Consider the following 18,572-nt stretch of genomic DNA (forward strand, 5'->3'; position numbering starts at 1 on the left):
CTGATTGCGCCGCTAGGCGACGCCGAGGCGCGGGAGCGGTCGTGGCTGGCGCGCTGCACGTGATGGACGAACCGACGCGTCATTGCTCAACATGACGTCAGCGCTGCACAGCAGGTTCCGATTTGGCTTGAACCGTCACAAATTTGCAACAGACACCGCCTGCAAGCGGACTGTTTCCTTTGACCAGAGTGCCGTTCACCGCTCCACGCACTCGGAATCCACAACATCCTATTGAGCCAGTCGCCTGCCGAAGCGTTGAGCAAGGGATGATGCTTTTTCACATCTTACGCGACGGCTCAAACTGGCTCACTATTGAGGCACTTCATTCATGCCAGCGCATCAGCGAATGTCAGATCAGACGCCTTCCGGCCTGCATTCCAGCGAGCCCCCTCTACTTCAGACGATCGGGCTGACCAAGCGCTATGGTGATTTCCTCGCCAATGATTCCGTCGACATCGAGATCCGGCCGAAGGAGATCCACGCTTTGCTGGGCGAGAATGGTGCCGGCAAGTCGACGCTCGTCAAGGCGATCTACGGATTGATCCAGCCCAGCGCCGGCGAGATTCGCTGGCAGGGCGAACGCATCGTGCTGTCCGGCCCCGCCGACGCGCGAAGCCGCGGTATCGGCATGGTGTTCCAGCATTTCTCGCTATTCGACAACCTGACCGTCGCCGAGAACGTCGCACTCGGCCTCGACGGAAGAGAGTCCTTCAAGGACATGTCGGCGCGGCTGGAGCGGGTGTCGAAGGCCTATGGCCTGCCGCTCGATCCCAAACGCGAGGTCTGGCAATTGTCGGTCGGGGAGCGCCAGCGCATCGAGATCGTCCGCGCGCTGATGCAGGATCCGAAATTCCTGATCCTGGACGAGCCCACCGCGGTGCTGACGCCGCAGGAAGCCGACCAGCTCTTCATCGTTCTGGAACGCCTCAAGGCTGAAGGCCGCGCCGTCCTCTATATCAGCCACAAGCTGGAGGAGGTGAAGCGCCTCTGCGACACCGCCACGATCCTGCGCGGCGGCAGGAAGGTCGAGAGCTGCAATCCCCGGCGCGAGACCGCTGCGTCGCTCGCGCGCATGATGGTCGGCAGCGAGATCAAGGACGTGAAGGCCGCATCCGGTCGCAAGACCACGGTGCCGCGGCTCGTCGTCAACGATCTCTCGCTGGCGCCCGCCGAGGCGCATGGCGTATGGCTCGAACACATTTCGTTCGAGCTGAAGGGTGGCGAGATCCTCGGCATCGCCGGCGTTGCCGGCAACGGGCAGGACGAGCTGTTCGCCGCGCTCTCCGGCGAGCGCCTGTCGAAGGATCCGGGCACCATCGTGATCGAGGGCATCGCCGCAGGCCATCTCTCGATCACGCAGCGGCGCAAGCTGGGCGCCGCCTTCGTTCCCGAGGAGCGTCTCGGCCACGGCACGGTGCCGCGCATGAGGCTGTCGGAGAACGCACTGCTCACGGGCCATGCGGCCAGCGGCATGGTCCATCACGGCTTCATCGACACAGCAACCACGCTGAAGACCGTCGACCGCGCAACCGAAACGTTCGACGTGCGCAAGGCAAGGCGCGATCCGGAGGCAGCGTCCCTTTCCGGCGGAAACTTGCAGAAATTCATCGTGGGACGCGAGATCCTGCGCAACCCGGGAGTGCTGGTGGTGAGCCAGCCCACCTGGGGCGTCGACGCCGGCGCCGCCGCCGTCATCCGCCAGGCGCTGCTTGATCTCGCAACCGCAGGCGCCGCGGTGCTCGTCACCAGCCAGGACCTGGACGAACTCGCGGAGATCGCCGACCGCATCGCCGTGATGTTCCACGGCCGGCTCTCGGCACCGCTCGCAGCGGGCGAAGCAAGCCGCGAGAAGCTCGGCCTTCTCATGGGTGGCAGCAGCCTGGAGCCGAGGGAGGCCGCGCATGCAGTTGGTGCTTGAGAAGCGCGCCGAGCGCTCCAACACGGTCGCGCTGATCTCTCCGCTGATCGCGATCGGCCTCACGATCGCGACCATGGTCATCCTGTTCGCGATCCTCGGCAAGAATCCTCTGCTCGCTCTTCATGCCTATTTCATCGCACCTTTGACCGACGGTTATTCGCTCCAGGAGATCGCCGTGAAGGCGACACCGCTGGTGATGATCGCGATCGGGCTCTCGCTCTGCTATCTCGCCAACGCCTGGAATATCGGCGCCGAGGGTCAATTCCTGATCGGCGCCGTCGCCGGAAGCTGGATCGCGGTGAAGACGCAGGGCACCGATGCCGGGGCCTGGGTCCTCCCCGCCATGCTCGTGCTCGCGGCCGCCGCAGGCGCGCTCTATGCGCTGATACCTGCAATCTGCAAGGTCAAGTTCGGCGCCAGCGAGATCCTGACCAGCCTGATGCTGGTCTATGTCGCCGATCTCCTGCTCGACTATCTCGTGCGCGGCCCCTGGCGCGATCCGCACGGCTTCAACTTCCCGACCACCGCGGAGTTCGATCCGGTGGCCACGGTCCCGCTGTTGATCGAAGGCGGCCGGCTGCATCTCGGCGCCATCATCTCCCTGCTCGTCGTCGCAGCAGCGGCGATCCTGCTCGGACGTACCATCAAGGGTTTTGAGATCCGCGTCGTCGGCGCCGCCCCGCGTGCAGCACGGTTCGGCGGGTTCAATGCCGATCAGCTCGTCATCCTGACCTTCGCGGTCTCGGGCGCGCTGGCGGGCCTCGCAGGCATCATTGAGGTCGCGGGTCCCGTCGGGCATCTCCAGCCCGGCATCTCGCCCGGCTACGGCTTCACCGCGATCATCGTGGCCTTCCTCGGCCGGCTGAACCCGCTTGGAATACTAATTGCTGGCCTTTTCCTCGCACTGACCTTTATCGGCGGCGAGCAGGCGCAGATCGCCATGAAGATTCCGTTGGACGTCACCAAGGTGTTTCAGGGCATTCTGCTTTTCTACGTGCTCGCCTGCGATTCTCTCATCCTGTACCGCTTCAAGCTGGAGTCCTCCAATCGACAGGTGTCCCGTGGCGCTGGTTGAGGCCATCATCCTCGCGGTGCTCGCCGCCTCGACGCCGCTGCTGATTGCGGCAACCGGCGAACTCGTGACCGAGCGGTCCGGCGTGCTCAATCTCGGCGTCGAGGGCATGATGATCGTCGGCGCGGCCTGCGGCTTTGCCGGCGCCTGGCTGACCGGATCCATCTTCATCGGGGCGCTGTTCGGCATCGTCGCGGGCATGCTGATGTCGCTCGTCTTCGCGCTGATGACGCTCGGGCTCGCCGTCAATCAGGTCGCAACGGGTCTCGCGCTGACCATCCTCGGCATCGGACTCTCCGGCCTGATCGGCGCCAGCTTCGTCGGTGAGCGCATCACGCCTGCCGCGCGTCTCGCCATTCCCGGCCTCACCGACATCCCCCTGGTCGGCCGGGTGCTGTTTGGTGAGGACGGTTTCGTCTATTTCTCCATCGCACTCCTCGTCGGCGTCTGGTGGTTCCTGTACCGCACGCGCGCGGGACTGATCCTGCGCGCCTGCGGTGACAATCATGTCTCCGCGCATGCACTCGGCTATCCCGTACTGCGTATCCGCACATTCGCCGTGATGTTCGGCGGCGCCTGCGCGGGTCTTGCGGGCGCCTATCTTCCGCTCGCTTATACGCCGTTCTTCATTCCCGGCATGACCGCAGGCCGCGGCTGGATCGCCTTGGCGCTGGTGGTGTTCTCGTCCTGGCGACCGGGCCGCCTCGTCGTCGGCGCCTATCTCTTCGGCGCAGTGACGATCCTGCAATTGCACGCCCAGGGCTGGGGCGTCGGCATTCCCTCGCAGTTCATGTCTGCGCTACCTTATCTCGCAACCATCATCGTGCTGGTCCTTATCTCCCGCGCGCGCACCGGCGGCTCGACCGCGCCGGCCGCGCTCGGCACGGTGTTCGTGCCTGACCGCTGAGTTTCATTTCAGCAGCGTGCGCGATGGGGCGCGCACGTTGCGGATCGTGGCTTTCCCCTGATGTTTGGAGATTGACGATGAGGAAATCGCTTCTTGCACTGGCTGCCGGGCTCTTGCTTGCCGCGAGTGTCGGTGCAGCCTCGGCCGCCGACAAGCTGAAGGTCGGTTTCGTCTATCTGGGTCCTATCGGAGATCTCGGCTGGACCTATCAGCACGATCTCGGACGCCAGGCGCTGGTGAAGGAATTAGGCGACAAGATCGAGACCACTTATCTCGAGAACGTGCCCGAAGGTCCCGACGCCGAGCGCTCCATCGAGCAACTCGTCCGCGCCGGCAATAAGCTGATCTTCACGACATCCTTCGGCTACATGGACCCGACGCTGAAGGTCGCCAAGAAATATCCGAACGTGCATTTCGAGCACGCCACCGGCTACAAGCGCAACCCGAACATGTCGACCTATTCGGCGAAATGGTATCAGGGCCGCTACATTCAAGGCCTGATCGCAGCCAAGATGTCGAAGGCGGGCGTGCTCGGCTATATCGGCTCGTTCCCGATTCCCGAGGTCGTGTCCGGCATCAACGCGACGATCCTGGCGGCGCAGACCATCAACCCGAACATCAAGGTCAAGATCATCTGGGCCAACACCTGGTTCGACCCCGGCAAGGAGGCCGATGCCGCCAAGGCGCTGATCGACCAGGGCGCCGACGTCATCATGCAGCACACGGATTCGCCGGCACCGATGCAGATCGCCAGCGAACGCGGCAAGCTGGCCTTCGGTCAGGATTCAGAGATGATCAAGTTCGGGCCCAAGACCCAGCTCACCTCGATCCTCGACACCTGGGGCCCCTACTACATCGAGCGCGTCAAGGCCGAGCTCGCCGGCACCTGGAAGTCGGAGGACACCTGGGGCGGCCTCGACAGCCACATGTTCGCGATGGCGCCCTACACCAACATGCCTGACGATGTAAAAAAAATGGCTGAGGATGCTCAGGCCGCGATCATCGCCGGCAAGCTGCACCCGTTCAAATGCCCGATCGTTGGGCAGGACGGCAAGCCGGTCGAGTGCAAGGGCGGTGATCACCTCGATGACGGCCAGATCCTCGGCATGAATTTCTACGTAAAGGGCATCGACGACAAGCTGCCGGGCAAGTAGCACGCTTCTTGCATTGACTAAATCACCTGCTCCTCCCGGAGGAGGTTCGGAGGGGGTGGCCAGAAGCACCCGGCACTTGTGGTCGCCCCCTCTTTCTATCGTGCTTTGGAACTATCCGACCTGCATCGCCCGCGCCACCGAGCTGTGGCGGCGGATGAGACCCGCGACGTCGAGGCCCGGGATCGCGCCGTCGATCACAGTCCATTTGCCCGCCACCATCACCCGGTCGGCCCGATGCGCACCGCACAGCACCAAGGCGGCCAGCGGATCGCCATGGCCGGAGAAGCGCAGTTCGTCGAGCCTGAACAGCGCGAGATCGGCAGCCTTGCCGACGGCAATCTCGCCGAGTTCCGGCCGGCCGACGCAGGCCGCCGAGCCCTTGGTGGCCCAGCGCAGCGCGTCCTTGTGACTGACCTTGGTGACGCCGTAGCGCGCACGTTGCAGCAGGAAGGCGGCACGGACCTCCTGCATCAGGTTCGATCCATCGTTCGAGGCTGAACCATCGACGCCCAGCCCGATACCGACGCCGGCTTCCTCCATCTCGCAGACGGGACAGCAGCCGGACGCGAGCAGCTGGTTGCTGCACGCACAATGACTGATGGTTGTCTTCGCCTTTCCGAGCCGCTTCATCTCGTCGGCGTTGAAAAATATACCATGGGCGAGCCAGGTCCGCGCATTGAGCCAGCCGCATTGATCGAGATAGTCGAGCGGGCGGCAGCCATACATCTGCTCGCAGAACTTGTTCTCGTCCTCGGTCTCGGCGAGATGGGTATGCAGGCGCACGTCGAGCTTATCGGCGAGATCGGCCGTCGCGCGCATCAGCGACGTCGTCACCGAGAAAGGTGAGCACGGCGCAAGCGCGATCTGCACCATCGCATCCGCGCCGCGCTGGTGATGCTTTGCCACCACGCGCGCGCTATCGGCCAGGATGGTGTCCTCATCCTGCACCACACTGTCCGGCGGCAGACCGCCGTCGCGCCGCGACAGGTTCATCGAGCCGCGTGTCAGAAGCACGCGCATGCCGAGCCGCTTTGCCACAGCGACCTCGATATCCACGGCGTCCTCGAGTCCCGCCGGGAAGACGTAGTGGTGATCGGTCGTCGTCGTGCAGCCGGAGAGCAGCAGCTCGGACATCGCCACGCTGACGCCGAGTTCGAGGGCTTCCGGCGTCAGCTTCGCCCAGACGGGATAGAGCGCCTGGAGCCAGGGAAACAGCTCGCGGTCCATCGCCGCCGGCAACGCCCGCGTCAGCGTCTGATAAAAGTGATGATGGGTGTTGATGAGGCCCGGCAGCACGACATGGGCGCCTGCATCGAACACCGCGGCATCTGCGGCCAGCGGCGTCCCGCCGGCCGGCACGAGCTCGACGATTCGGCCGTCTCTCACGACGACCCCGCGCTCGGCTCCGTCGGCGAGAATGGCCAGGGGATCCCTGATCCAGATCGACCTTGTATCGCTCATGACCCAGCTTCTCCCGACATCCAGCTGACGGTACACCTACAAGGCGGACCTGCCGAACACCATTCTGCTACGACTTGTTGTTGCGACTTGTCTCCGGTCTTGCAAGACTCATGCGCACGATTCACCGGGCGGAAGCGTTGGCGCAGCCATGGATTTGAATACCATCACAGCAGTCTCCCATCCGCAAACGCGCGCGCAATTGCCCGCCTGGATGCCAGGTGATGCTTGGCTCGCGGGCGGCACCTGGCTGTTCTCGGAGCCGCAGGTCCATCTGAGGCGGTTGATCGATCTGACTAACCTGAAATGGCCGGCACTGACGATCACCGAGCACCATCTCTCGATCGCCGCCACTTGCACGATCGCAGAGCTCGATGGCCTAGCCTGCCCGTCCGACTGGCTCGCAGCGCCGCTGATCGGCCAGTGCTGCCGGGCCTTTCTTGCTTCGTTCAAGATCTGGAAGACCGCGACCGTCGGCGGCAATCTCTGCATGTCGCTGCCGGCAGGACCGATGATCTCGCTGACGTCGTCGCTCGACGGCGTCTGTACCATCTGGAAGGCTGATGGCGGCGAGCAGAGGATTCCGGTCGTCGACTTCGTCACCGGCAACCAGCGCAACCACCTGACGGCCGGTGACCTGATCCGCCAGATCGATATCCCGATTGCCGCATTGAGGCGCCGCACCGCCTTTCGCCAGATCTCGCTGGCGCCGGTCGGCCGTTCGGCAGCGCTGCTGATCGGCAGCCGCGATGCGGATGGCTCGCTGACGCTGACGGTGACGGCATCAACGGTGCGGCCGATCCAGCTGACCTTTCGCGAAGCTCCGGACGCTGGCGGGCTCCGCGACGCGATCTCGCAGCAGATCACCGACGACCTGTACCACACCGATATCCACGGCAAACCACTGTGGCGCAAGCACATGACGCTGCGGCTCGCCGAGGAGATCCGCAGCGAGCTCGCTGCCGGAGCGCCGTCATGAGCTTCGAGATCAACGGCAAGGCATTTTCGCAAGCGCCGCGCGCCGGCCAGTGCCTGCGCACATTCCTGCGTGAGCTCGGCCATTTCGGGGTGAAAAAGGGCTGCGACGCCGGCGATTGCGGCGCCTGCACCGTGCTGCTCGACGGCGAGCCCGTGCATAGCTGCCTGATCCCGGCATTCCGGGCCGAGGGGCGCAACGTGACCACGATCGAGGGTCTCGGTGGCGACCACGGCGCACACCCGATGCAGCAGGCCTTCCTCGACGCGCAAGGCTTTCAATGCGGCTTCTGCACCGCCGGCATGATCCTGACCTGCGCCTCGCTGAACCAGGCGCAGCGCACCGATCTGGGCTCCGCGTTGAAGGGCAACATCTGCCGCTGCACGGGTTATCGTTCCATCGAGGATGCGATCCTCGGCAAGTCCAATGTCGAGGGAAGCATCGAGGCAGGCGCCGCCTTCGGCCGCAGCCTGCCGGCGCCGGCGGGTCCCGGCATCGTGCGCGGCAAGGCCCGCTACACCTTCGACACCGCAATCGAAGGTCTGTTGCACATCAAGCTGCTGCGCTCGCCTCACGCTCACGCCAGGATCGTCGCGATCGACAAGTCGGACGCCCTTCGCGTTGCCGGCGTGCACGCCGTGCTGACACATGAAGATGCGCCGTCGGTCCTGATCTCGACCGCGCGACATGAAAAGGACTGGATGGATCCCGAGGACACGCGCATTCTCGATGACGTCGTCCGCTTCATCGGCCAGAAGGTCGCCGCAATCGTCGCCGAGAGCGAAGCCGCGGCCGAGGAGGCGTGCTGGCGGCTCAAGGTCGACTACGAGATCCTGCCGGCACTGATCGATCCGGAGCAGGCGATGGCGCCTGGCGCGCCCCTCGTTCATCCCGACCGCACCACCGCGAATCGCGTCGCCGACGCCCAGCGCAACCTCGTCGCGGAGACGCATGGCGAATTCGGCGACGTCGCGGCGGCGCTCGCCACCTCTGCCGTCACCTATGAGGACACCTTCCACAGCCACCGTGTGCAGCACGCGGCGCTGGAGACCCATGGCGGCCTCGCCTGGCTCGACCAATCGGGCGTGCTCAATGTCCGCACCTCGACGCAGGTGCCGTTCCTGACCCGGCGCGCGCTGTCGGATATCTTCCAGCTTCCCATGGACAAGGTCCGCGTTTTCTGCGAGCGCGTCGGCGGCGGCTTCGGCGGCAAGCAGGAGATGTTCGTCGAGGACATCCTGGCGCTCGCAACACTCAAGACCGGACGGCCGGTGAAGCTGGAGCTGACCCGCGAGGAGCAGTTCATCGCGACCTCGACGCGGCATCCGATGCGGGTCCACGTCAAGGCCGGCGCCGATGCCGACGGCAAGCTCACCGCACTCCAGCTCGACGTGCTCTCCAACACCGGCGCTTACGGCAATCATGCCGGCCCCGTGATGTTCCACGCGATGGCCGAGTCCATCAGCGTCTACAACTGCCCGAACAAGCGGGTCGATGGCGCCGCGGTCTACACCAACACGGTCCCGGCGGGAGCGTTTCGCGGCTATGGCCTGCCGCAGGCGCTGATCGCGGTGGAGGCCGCGATCGACGAGCTGGCAAGGCAGCTCGGCATCAGTCCCTACGAGATACGCCGGCGCAACATCGTCAGGCCCGGCGATCCCATGCTGTCGCCCCCGCCGTCTGAATTTCACGACGTTGTCTATGGGTCCTACGGCCTCGACCAGTGCCTTGATCTGGTCGAGCGCGCCATGCAGGCCGAGGGCCCGGAGCCGGACTTGCCGCCGGAATGGCTGATCGGCGACGGCGTCGCTCTCACCATGATCGACTCCGCGCCGCCGGCCGGCCATCTCGCCGACGCCGTGGTCGCGCTCAACGACGACGGCGGCTTCGACCTCACCGTCGGCACCGCCGAATTCGGCAACGGCACCAGCACCGTGCACCGGCAGATTGCCGCAACGACGCTGGCGACCACCGTCGACAGGATCCGCCTGCGCCAGTCCGACACCGCCCATGGCGGCCACGACACCGGCGCCTATGGCAGCGCAGGCATGTTCGTCGCGGGCAAGGCGACACATGCGGCGGCCATGCAGCTTGCGACCGAGCTGAAGGCCGCGGCCGCGAGCGCCTGGCTTTGCGACGTCGCGAGCTGCACGCTCGAGGCCGAAGCCGTCGTCAGCGGCGTGCGACGCATGTCCTTCGTCGAGCTGGCACGGCTCGCGCGCGAACGCGGCGAGCCGCTCGCAGCGCACGGCTATTCCGACGGCACGCCGCGTACGGTCGGTTTCAACGTGCAAGGCTTCCGCGTCGCGGTGAACAAGGGCACCGGCGAACTCAGGATTCTCCGGAGCGTGCAGGCGGCAGACGCAGGAATCGTCGCCAATCCCATGCAATGCCGCGGACAGGTCGAAGGTGGTGTCGCGCAGGCGCTCGGTGCGGCGCTCTATGAGGAGATGGTGATCGACGCGGACGGCCGGGTCATCAATGCCAAGTTCCGCGACTATCACCTGCCCTCCTTCGCCGATGTGCCCCGTACCGAGGTTCTCTTCGCCGAGACGACCGACACGATCGGACCGCTGGGCGCGAAGTCGATGAGCGAGAGTCCGTACAATCCGGTCGCCGCCGCGCTCGGCAATGCCATCGCCGACGCCACCGGCATCCGCTTCACTGCACCGCCCTTCAAGCCGGACCGGCTGTTTCCGGCCTTGCTCGACAAATTCGGCGGCTAGCTGCCGCGATAGGTCGAATAGCTCCAGGGCGTGACCAGCAGCGGCACGTGATAGTGGCTCTCCGGCTCGCTGATCGCGAAGTGCAGCGGGATCTGGTCGAGAAACGGCGGGTCGGCCAGCGCCACGTTGCGCGCAGCGTAGTATTTGGCCACGCCGAAGCGGAGCTCGTAACGGCCGATCGGCAGCGGACGGCCGCCGATCAGCGGCTGATCTGTGCGGCCATCCGTATTGGTGACAGTGCTGGCAATGACGCGGCTCTCACCGAGCGCGGACAGCTCGACAAGCTCAACCGGAATACCGGACGCGGGCTTGCCGACGTGATTGTCCAGCACATGCGTCGAGAGCCGACCGTGCACCTTCAGCTTGTCGTCGGCGACGACGAGCTGATCGAGCCGCAGCGCCGAGATGCGCCCGATCTCCTCGATCGCGCGGCGCGTCTCGGTCTTGGCGATGTTGAGCAGCCGTGTCTCGAAGTCCCGCAGGATGGAATCCCTGGTGTGACGGCGCACGCAGACGATGTAGGGGAAGCCGAATTTTTCACGATACGCATTGTTGACGCGTTCGAATGCGGCGTATTCGGCGTCCGACAACCTATCGAGCCCGGCGCTGTTCTGCTCGTCGGTCGAGTCCGCCGTGAGGCCTGCGGCGCGCTGCGTCTTGTTGGCGAGATCGGGGTGCGCCCGGATCAATGCCAGCTGCACATCAGGCTCGGCGCTCTGGATCGCCGCCATCAGCGCAGCGTGCAGCTGGGTGATGCCGGCGAATGGCCGCTGGCCCGCAAGCTTCTTGGCAATCCACGGCGAATATTCGACGACGTTGGCGAGCGCGGCGACGAAATCCGCTTTGCTCGCGGCATTGAGATCGGCCAGGGAAATCTGCGACATCACCTTTATCCGATCTCGAACGCATCGGCCGCAAGATGCGCGTGCTTATCATGCCAATGCTGCGCGATCTGCAATCGCGTCGGCACCCAGACGCGCTCGTGCTTGCCGATATAGTCCAGAAACCGGATCAAGCCCGCTGCGCGGCCGGGCCGGCCGGCGAGGCGGCAGTGCAAGCCGACCGACATCATCTTCGGTGCGGTCTCGCCTTCGGCGTAGAGCACGTCGAACGCGTCCTTCAGATAGGTGAAGAACTGCTCGCCTTCGGCAAACCCTTGCGGGTTGATGAAGCGCATGTCGTTGGCGTCGAGCGTGTAGGGAATGATCAGCTGCTTGCCGTTCGCTCCCTTGACCCAGTAGGGCAGATCGTCGGCATAGGAGTCGCAGAGATAGAGGAAGCCGCCCTCTTCCGTCAGCAGACGGTTGGTATTGATCGAGGAGCGGCCGGTGTACCAGCCGAGCGGCCTGGCGCCGGTCGCCTCGGTATGGACGCGAATGGATTCGGCGATCTCGGCGCGCTCCTGCGCTTCGGTCATGTCCCTGTGCTCGATCCATTTCAGGCTGTGGCTGGCGATATCCCAGCCCGCTTCCTTCATGGCCGCGACGATCTCGGGGTTGCGCTTCAGCGCGGTGGCGACGCCGAAAACGGTGGTCGGCCAGTTGCGCGCGGTGAACATGCGCCAGAGCCGCCAGAAGCCGGCCCGCGAACCATATTCGAACATGGATTCGATGTTGGCATGGCGCTGGCCCGGCCATGGCTGCGCGCCCAGCACGTCGGACAGGAACGCTTCCGAGGCGCGGTCGCCGTGCAGGATGTTGTTCTCGCCGCCCTCCTCGAAATTCACGACGAACTGCACCGCGACCCGCGCATTGCCGGGCCATTGCGGATGCGGCGGGTTGCGGCCGTAGCCGCGGAGATCGCGCGGGTAGCTTGGCTTGGTCACTCAGACTTCCTCGAAGCGGATCGGCAGGGCGCCCTTCCACAGCACGCTCTTGCCGAGAGTCGCCAGATTCTCCAGGCCGGAGGTCAGCGTGATGAAATGGTTGCCGGCAAGCTGCCCCATCTTGCTCGCGAAGTGCACGCCGCCATAAGCCAGCAGGATTTCGGTCTCGCTGATGCCGCCGGGATAAAGGATGATCTGGCCGGGCGCGGGATAGCTCGTGTGGTTCTCGTAACCGACGCCGAAATCGAGATCGCCGAGCGGCATCCACACCCCCTCGCCGCTCCAGCGCACGTGGATGATGTGGCTTTCGAACGGCAGCGCCTTGCGGAACGCGGCGACGGTCTTGGGGGCCAGCTGCTCCTCGAAACGGGCATCGAAGGTGAAATCGCCGGCGCGGATAACGAGTTTGCTCATCTCATCTCTCTGGGTCGGGGGCCTCGGCCCCACGGGGTCGTTTCCGGCAAAGAGCATTCCCGACAGCTTCGCGCAAGGGGCGCGCGGCCCTACCTGCGGTCGTAGGACCAGCCGAAAATGCCGCTGCGCCGCACCCCCGGCTCGGACTCGGCCGCCGGCGCGGGTGCTTCCTTCAGCTCTGCCTGCGGCGGCGCGGGAGGCGCCGGCAGAGTCTCGCATTTCATGGAGTAGACCAGCTTGCCGTCCGCGGTGCGTCCGATCGGAGCACAGGGATCGGGATGCGCCGTATTGGCCTTCGGCGCGATCTTGACTTGCGCCGCCGCCGGCGAGGCGATCAGCAGAAGGACCAGCAGATATCTCGACATCGTTGTCGCCTGGAAACTCAATGGGCCCCATTGAACCGGATTGCGGCGGGCAAGTCCATTGGCGCCGCGCGGGCGATTGGTGAATAATTGGCCGGTGTCGACGGAGGTTCAGGCGGGTCGTGATTGCGCAGTCTGGTGTCCCGGACAAGCTGCAGCGCACCGTCCAAGCGACGCTGCGCCGCGTCCGGGGCACGGGAGCGGAGTGTGGTGCAATGCTCTCTCCCCATCGTCATTGCGAGGAGCCCTTGCGACGAAGCAATCCAGAGTCCTCTGCAGAAAGACTCTGGATTGCTTCGTCGCGTCGCTCCTCGCAATGACGCACAATCAAAAAGGGGCGGCGCAAAGCGCCACCCCATTGCAAATCGCAAGCGCATCTGACCGATGGAAACCGATCCGCGAACCGGCCGCCTGATACGGCCGGTGTCAGTAACCCGGATCGTAATAGTAAGGACTGCCGCCGTAATAGCCGGGGCCGCCGTAATAGGGACGCGGGCCATAGCCACCATAGTAGTAGCGGTTCTCGTAATAGTCGCGGCGCCGCTGCTCGGCGATCACCCCGCCGATGATGCCCGCCGCAGCGCCCATGAAAGCGAGGCCTGCTGCACTGGGGCCGCGCCGATGGTAGTGGCGACGACGGGCTGCGCTGAAATCGGTAACGGTGGCGGAGGCCTGACCCGCCGCGGCAGGGCTTACGGACACCGCCGGGCTCGAACCCGAGGATGCCGCGGCCGAGGGGGACACTGCGCTGGCGAGCAGCGCCAGGCCTGCGAATGCAGCCAAGACCGTGTTGCGTCCGGCCGCTGAAATCATCGGTCCATCACTCATCTCGATCTTCCTCTGCTCTCGCTTAAAACATATGTAGGCAAACAGTGTGTAACGCGCAAACCGCTGAAATGGTTTCCCGATCGCGGCGTTCTGCCACGCTTCGAACGATTGTAAACCGAACAACAGATCCAGCTTGAACCATCCAACCTGAGCGGTTAATGAACAGCCGCGCCGTTTTTCGGTCGCCGTAAGCGTTTCACGTGAACCAACGCATCAACCGACGCCGTCGGGATCGATGCCATTTTCCAGGGTTCACCGTGCTCGACGCGTCCTTTTCCTCGAAAGAAATCAGATGATTGCGGTTCGCAAACTGCCGGCGCGCTATGCGCCGATCGTGATGCCCTTTGTGCTGTCCATCCTCATGACGGCCGTGGTGTCGGTCATTTCCACGCTCCGAAGTCTAGGGGCAACGCCGGCCTTCCTGGCGACCTGGCCCGGCGCCTGGGCGTTGTCGTGGCTCGTCGCCTTTCCGACGCTGCTGATGGTGCTGCCGCTGGTCCGCCGGATCGTGGCCTGCCTCGTCGCGGCCCCGCCCGGCCGATAGAAGCCGCCTAAAGCGCGATGAGATGGGACGAGCCGTCATCGCGCTTTAGGTTATTGTTTGAGCATGATCTCTTCGAAAAACCGCTTCACACTTTTCCGGATCATGCTCTACGACAGCGCCCCCAGCACCCCGCGCGTCGCCTTGTCGATCTCCTCGACATAGCGGCGGCGGGCGAAGGTCTCGGTGAGGAAGCCGACCACCTTGCGGCTGTCGGTGGAATCCACCACCGCCAGCATCTCGGCCTCGGCCTCGTCGAACACCGCCATGGCCGACTTCACGTTCATTTCCGGGATCAGCACGATGTCGATCAGCCGCGCCAGCTCGATCACCTGGATGTCGTCGGCGATGCTGTCGAGGTCGCTGGAGAACAAATCGGGCAGCAGGACGAGGCCGACATATTCGTCGGCATTGTTGACGATGACGATTCCCGGCCGCGAGCCCAGCGCGAATTCGCGGCGCGCAGCGGCGATCGTCGTGGTCGACGGCACCTTGCCGACGTCGGAGCGCATCAAGCGCTCGACCGTGAGGTTGCGCAGCCAGCCGACGTCGTTGGCGCTGCGGATGGTCTCGCCGCGCAGATGCAGGCGCCAGGTCGAGAAGGAGTGGCCGAACATGAAGCGGACGCAGATCGAGGTGACGATGCAGCCGGCCAGCACCACGGCCGTGACGTCGACGTTGCGGGTCATCTCCAGCACGAGGAACGACATCGTGAGCGGACCGCCGACGATGGCAACGCCGAGCGTCGCCATGCCGGTCAGCATCGCGACCAGCGGATCGATCGCGAAGTTCGGACTGATCAGGAGGAGCACCGCCGCAAAGAACTTGCCGATCAGGCTGCCGACGAACAGCGAGGCGAAGAACAGGCCGCCGCGAAAGCCCGAGGCGAGCGAGACCAGGCAGGCTGTCACCTTCAAGGCGATGATCAGTGCGATCAGGCCGATCGTCATGTCATTGAAGAGGTCGAGCACCATGGCGCCGTGGCCGGCTGCCAGCACCTGCGGCGTGATGATCGCGAAGCTGCCGACGATGAGGCCGCCGATCACCGGACGCAGCCAGACCGGCATCCAGACGAACAGGCGCTCGAACATCGGCGAGGAGCGCATCACCGCGATGCCGACACCGCTGGTGATCAGCGCAAGGCCGATGAGTGCCAGGTACTGCTCGACGCCGACGGCGCTGACCTTCGGGATCTCCAGCGAATAAGGCGCGCCGCCGAGCCATTGCGCCGTCAAGGCGCCCGCCAGCGAAGCCGCCAGGATCGGCGCGGCGCTGCCGACCGCATAGACGCCTACGATGAGCTCGCAGGCATAGAAGGCACCGGTGATCGGCGCGCCGAACGCCGCCGCGATCGCGGCGGCAGCGCCACAGCCGACCATCAGGCGCAAATCGTTCCGGCGAAGATTGAAGAACTTGCCGAGCAGCGAAGCGATGCCCGAGCCGATCTGGGTATAGCCGGCCTCGAGACCGACCGAGGCGCCGCAGCCGTTGGAGATCAGGGTCTGGCTCGACACCACCACGCTGTCCCGCATCGACAGATTGCCGCCGCGCAGCGCATTCGCCTCGATCGGGTCGACCGCGTTCGAGATCTTCATGCGCCGCCGCGACCATTCCATGATGCCGAGCGAGAGCCCCCCAAGCGCAGGCGCGATCAGCGCGGCCCACGGACTGACGCTCTCGTGAGCCGACAGGTGGACATCGATGGGAATGCCGTAGATCACCACATGCGCGAGCTGGGCAAGCTTGGCCATCAACGTCACGACCGCGCCGGCCAGCGTGCCGATGACGAGCGCGAGCGGGATCAAGTAGAACTCGTTGCTACGCAGCAGGGCGCGAAGTCGAACCATGAGACGGTTCGTCCCCTTGCGGTCGACGAGATGCCTGATCCGCACGAACACCTTCTGTGCGCCCTACCCTTCCGACAGGCCGTAGCCGGCCATGCGCTGGCGGACCCGCTCGATCTCCTCGCTGGAGAGCAGCGGCGGTTGTCCGATCTGTAGGCAGCCGTGATATTGCCGCGCCAGCGTCTCGACTTCGACGGCGAGCCACATCGCCTTGTCCAGCGTCTTGCCGATCGCGATCATGCCGTGGTGGTCGAGCAGGCAGGCAAGCCGGCCCTCCAGCGCCCGCACCGCATGCTCGGACAGCTCCACCGTGCCGAAGGTGGCATAGGGCGCGCAGCGGATGGTGTCGCCACCGGCGGCCGCGATCATGTAGTGCACGGGCGGGATCTCCATGCCCATGATCGCCAGGATGGTGCAATAGGTCGGATGGGCGTGGACGACGGCATTGACGTCCGGCCGCGATCTCAGGATGTCACGATGAAAGCGCCACTCGCTCGACGGCTTCTGATCGGGAGCATGGGAGCCGTCCATCGCCATGAACACGATCTGGTCGGGCGTCAGGGCGTCATAGGGCACGCTGGTCGGGGTAACCAGAAGCCCGTCCGCATGTCGGACGCTGATGTTGCCCGACGTGCCCTGGTTGATGCCGAGCGCGTTCATGCGGCGGCAGGCGTCGATGATGGCCTGTCTCTTGGCGAGTTCGTCCTTTGTCATCGACATCCGGATTTTTCTCGGCTTCTTGGCGATGGACGTTTGTCAAAGGGGAAGTACGTCAAAGCCATGCGGCAGTGCAAGCGAAAGCGACCCGATCACGCGCCGTCTTGTCGAGCGACCGCCAGCTCCCGGAAACGGACCGCAAAATCAACGAATTACCAGATTGTCGCATCTTGCGGTAGGTTCGCCGGACGGCCGCAATCCCGTTCATGACGGACTGCATCGAAGAGGCGGCAGGCAGTATGCCGAGCCCACGCGACAGCTCGACATTTTCGGTGCGTCCAAGGTCCCACGCGATCAGGTCCGCTGGGACGAAGCAACGCCTTGCCGGCTCCTTGGCCGCGGGAACGACGGCCGGCGGAGTGACTTAGTCCGGCAGAACATTGTGGAGATCACTGGAGACGATCAATGAGCGACAGTGGAATCGGCATGCTGCTCGGCCACCTCTCGGCCAACCTGCTCTGGCTCTGGTTCGTCGGCGCGTTCGTGCTCGGCGGGGCCCTGGTGTACGGTGTGATGAAGGCCGGCCATCTGCGGCGCGGCGAGCGGGCTCGTCTCGATCACGCGACCGAAGAACGACAACGCCAGGAAGACCCCTACAAGCGTCCGACCTGAACCACCACAGCGAGCGGCGGTTGCAGTTTGGAACTTTCGTTCTCCGAGGGTTTTGATCGCCCGAGGATCGAGGAAGGCGACGCCTTCCCGTGTCACCTCAAGAGGAGGACGTATGGCTAAACGAGCGAAGAAACGGACAACCAAGAAGACGGCGGCGCGCCGCCCGCGTCAGGCGCCCAAGATGCTCAGCGACCTGTTTCTGGAGACGCTGAAGGACATCTATTTCGCCGAGAACAAGATCATCAAGACCCTGCCCAAGATGGCCAAGGCCGCGAACTCGAAGGAGCTTGCGGCAGCCTTCAACAAGCATCTGCGCGAGACCCAGGGCCAGGTCAAACGGCTCGACCAGATCTTCAAGATGCTGGGCAAGCCGGCGCGCGGCAAGCCGTGCGAGGCCATCAACGGCATCACGGACGAGGGCGCTGAAATCATGAAGGAGTTCAAGGGAGCCCCGGCCCTCGACGCCGGCCTGCTCGCGGCGGCGCAGGCGGTCGAGCATTACGAAATCTCCCGCTATGGCACGCTTCGCACCTGGGCCGAAGAGCTCGGCATGCAGGACGCCGCAAGGCTGCTCCAAGCGACGCTGGAGGAGGAAGAGGCGACCGATCACACGCTGACCGAGCTCGCGACGTCCGTGATCAACCTCGAAGCGGAAGACGAGTACCGGGCCGCGGCCTGATGCCGCGTTCACATTCCAGGACAGAACGCCGCGGCCGACGCCGCGGCGTTTGCTTTTTGAACCGCACGACGACGCATGGCACGTCCGCGGCCTCGCACTGGATTTCCCGGGAACCAGCCCCATATGCTGACTTTCCCACCGCCGAGCCTCCATCATGCAAACCAAAAATCCTCTCGACTGGATGCTGTCCGAAGCCCTGGACCAGTTGACCCGCGCCGAACGGCTGCGTCATCAGTTCGGCCGCCAGGAAGCCTGCTGGGAGCCGCCGATCGACGTGCTCGAGACCGAGCATGAGCTGTTGATCCTGGTCGCGCTTCCCGGCGTCAATCCGGACAATGTCGAGACGGTGATCCATGACGGCGTGCTCGTCATCTCCGGCCAGCGCACCCTTCCGCCGGAGCTTCGCAACGCCCGCATCCACCGCCTCGAGCTGCCGCAGGGCCGCTTCGAGCGGCGCATCGCGCTTCCCGTTGGCCGTTACGCCATCAGCCGCTTCGTGATGGACGGCTGCGTCGCGCTGCGCCTCGCCAAATCCTGAG

General features: G+C 64.8%; 18 protein-coding genes. 10 read left to right on the forward strand and 8 right to left on the reverse strand.

Going from position 1 to position 18,572, the window contains the following annotated elements; translation table 11 throughout:
• The first annotated feature begins 346 nt into the window (after positions 1-346).
• The 4 genes from LPJ38_RS32590 (at position 347) to LPJ38_RS32605 (ending at position 5,051) form a co-directional block, all read left to right on the forward strand.
• A complete protein-coding gene (locus LPJ38_RS32590) occupies positions 347-1,918 on the forward strand; it encodes an ABC transporter ATP-binding protein (protein WP_145629224.1) in 1,572 nt (523 codons plus the stop codon).
• Complete coding sequence (locus tag LPJ38_RS32595) at positions 1,902-2,993, forward strand: ABC transporter permease (protein WP_145629226.1); 1,092 nt, start codon at positions 1,902-1,904, stop codon at positions 2,991-2,993. The genes LPJ38_RS32590 and LPJ38_RS32595 overlap by 17 nt, the downstream gene beginning before the upstream one ends.
• Entirely contained in the window at positions 2,980-3,897 is a 918-nt protein-coding gene (locus LPJ38_RS32600) for an ABC transporter permease (RefSeq protein WP_145629228.1), read from the forward strand. The genes LPJ38_RS32595 and LPJ38_RS32600 overlap by 14 nt, the downstream gene beginning before the upstream one ends.
• Before the next feature lie 77 nt (positions 3,898-3,974).
• The gene (locus LPJ38_RS32605; RefSeq protein WP_145629230.1) at positions 3,975-5,051 is read left to right on the forward strand and encodes a BMP family ABC transporter substrate-binding protein; all 1,077 of its coding nucleotides are present in this window, start codon (positions 3,975-3,977) and stop codon (positions 5,049-5,051) included.
• 111 nt (positions 5,052-5,162) lie between these two features.
• On the opposite strand, the gene LPJ38_RS32610 is transcribed toward LPJ38_RS32605, so the two are convergent.
• Positions 5,163-6,512: an 8-oxoguanine deaminase gene (locus tag LPJ38_RS32610; protein ID WP_145629232.1), complete on the reverse strand. Its 1,350-nt coding sequence runs from the start codon at positions 6,510-6,512 to the stop codon at positions 5,163-5,165.
• 148 nt (positions 6,513-6,660) lie between these two features.
• Here LPJ38_RS32610 and LPJ38_RS32615 point away from each other — a divergent pair, with 148 nt between their 5' ends.
• Together LPJ38_RS32615 and LPJ38_RS32620 are read left to right on the forward strand one after the other, a co-directional pair.
• Positions 6,661-7,488 carry an FAD binding domain-containing protein gene (locus tag LPJ38_RS32615; RefSeq protein WP_145629234.1) on the forward strand — a complete coding sequence of 276 codons (828 nt, stop codon included), beginning with the start codon at positions 6,661-6,663 and terminating at the stop codon, positions 7,486-7,488.
• Positions 7,485-10,211, forward strand: coding sequence for a molybdopterin-dependent oxidoreductase (locus LPJ38_RS32620; RefSeq protein WP_145629235.1), 2,727 nt, complete (start codon positions 7,485-7,487; stop codon positions 10,209-10,211). Before LPJ38_RS32615 ends, LPJ38_RS32620 begins: the two co-directional genes overlap by 4 nt.
• Here LPJ38_RS32620 and uraD read toward each other — a convergent pair.
• From uraD to LPJ38_RS32645, 5 genes are all read right to left on the reverse strand, one after another.
• Positions 10,208-11,095 (reverse strand): 2-oxo-4-hydroxy-4-carboxy-5-ureidoimidazoline decarboxylase, encoded by an 888-nt coding sequence (gene uraD, locus LPJ38_RS32625; protein WP_167520265.1) that lies wholly within the window; start codon positions 11,093-11,095, stop codon positions 10,208-10,210. The genes LPJ38_RS32620 and uraD overlap by 4 nt on opposite strands.
• A 5-nt stretch (positions 11,096-11,100) precedes the next feature.
• Entirely contained in the window at positions 11,101-12,036 is a 936-nt protein-coding gene (gene puuE / locus LPJ38_RS32630; protein ID WP_145629239.1) for an allantoinase PuuE, read from the reverse strand.
• A complete protein-coding gene (locus tag LPJ38_RS32635) occupies positions 12,037-12,450 on the reverse strand; it encodes a DUF3830 family protein (RefSeq protein ID WP_014493672.1) in 414 nt (137 codons plus the stop codon).
• 89 nt (positions 12,451-12,539) lie between these two features.
• Complete coding sequence (locus LPJ38_RS32640; protein ID WP_145629241.1) at positions 12,540-12,815, reverse strand: hypothetical protein; 276 nt, start codon at positions 12,813-12,815, stop codon at positions 12,540-12,542.
• A 423-nt stretch (positions 12,816-13,238) separates the two neighbouring features.
• Positions 13,239-13,640, reverse strand: coding sequence for a hypothetical protein (locus LPJ38_RS32645; RefSeq protein ID WP_167520266.1), 402 nt, complete (start codon positions 13,638-13,640; stop codon positions 13,239-13,241).
• A 292-nt stretch (positions 13,641-13,932) separates the two neighbouring features.
• Here LPJ38_RS32645 and LPJ38_RS32650 point away from each other — a divergent pair, with 292 nt between their 5' ends.
• Complete coding sequence (locus LPJ38_RS32650) at positions 13,933-14,184, forward strand: DUF2798 domain-containing protein (RefSeq protein ID WP_008565736.1); 252 nt, start codon at positions 13,933-13,935, stop codon at positions 14,182-14,184.
• Positions 14,185-14,291: 107 nt separating this feature from the next.
• Here the strand turns inward: LPJ38_RS32650 and LPJ38_RS32655 are convergent, their stop codons facing one another.
• Together LPJ38_RS32655 and LPJ38_RS32660 are read right to left on the reverse strand one after the other, a co-directional pair.
• Complete coding sequence (locus LPJ38_RS32655; RefSeq protein WP_145629243.1) at positions 14,292-16,079, reverse strand: chloride channel protein; 1,788 nt, start codon at positions 16,077-16,079, stop codon at positions 14,292-14,294.
• Between the two features lie 12 nt (positions 16,080-16,091).
• Positions 16,092-16,745: an L-fuculose-phosphate aldolase gene (locus LPJ38_RS32660; protein WP_208750491.1), complete on the reverse strand. Its 654-nt coding sequence runs from the start codon at positions 16,743-16,745 to the stop codon at positions 16,092-16,094.
• Between the two features lie 402 nt (positions 16,746-17,147).
• Between LPJ38_RS32660 and LPJ38_RS32670 the strand changes: the two genes are divergently transcribed.
• From LPJ38_RS32670 to LPJ38_RS32680, 3 genes are all read left to right on the forward strand, one after another.
• Complete coding sequence (locus LPJ38_RS32670) at positions 17,148-17,354, forward strand: hypothetical protein (RefSeq protein WP_145629245.1); 207 nt, start codon at positions 17,148-17,150, stop codon at positions 17,352-17,354.
• Positions 17,355-17,466: 112 nt separating this feature from the next.
• Positions 17,467-18,033: a YciE/YciF ferroxidase family protein gene (locus LPJ38_RS32675; RefSeq protein ID WP_145629247.1), complete on the forward strand. Its 567-nt coding sequence runs from the start codon at positions 17,467-17,469 to the stop codon at positions 18,031-18,033.
• A 154-nt stretch (positions 18,034-18,187) separates the two neighbouring features.
• Positions 18,188-18,571: an Hsp20/alpha crystallin family protein gene (locus tag LPJ38_RS32680; RefSeq protein ID WP_145629249.1), complete on the forward strand. Its 384-nt coding sequence runs from the start codon at positions 18,188-18,190 to the stop codon at positions 18,569-18,571.
• The last annotated feature ends 1 nt before the right edge of the window (position 18,572 follow it).

The sequence above is a fragment of the Bradyrhizobium daqingense genome (assembly GCF_021044685.1).
GTDB classification, from domain to species: Bacteria; Pseudomonadota; Alphaproteobacteria; order Rhizobiales; family Xanthobacteraceae; genus Bradyrhizobium; species Bradyrhizobium daqingense.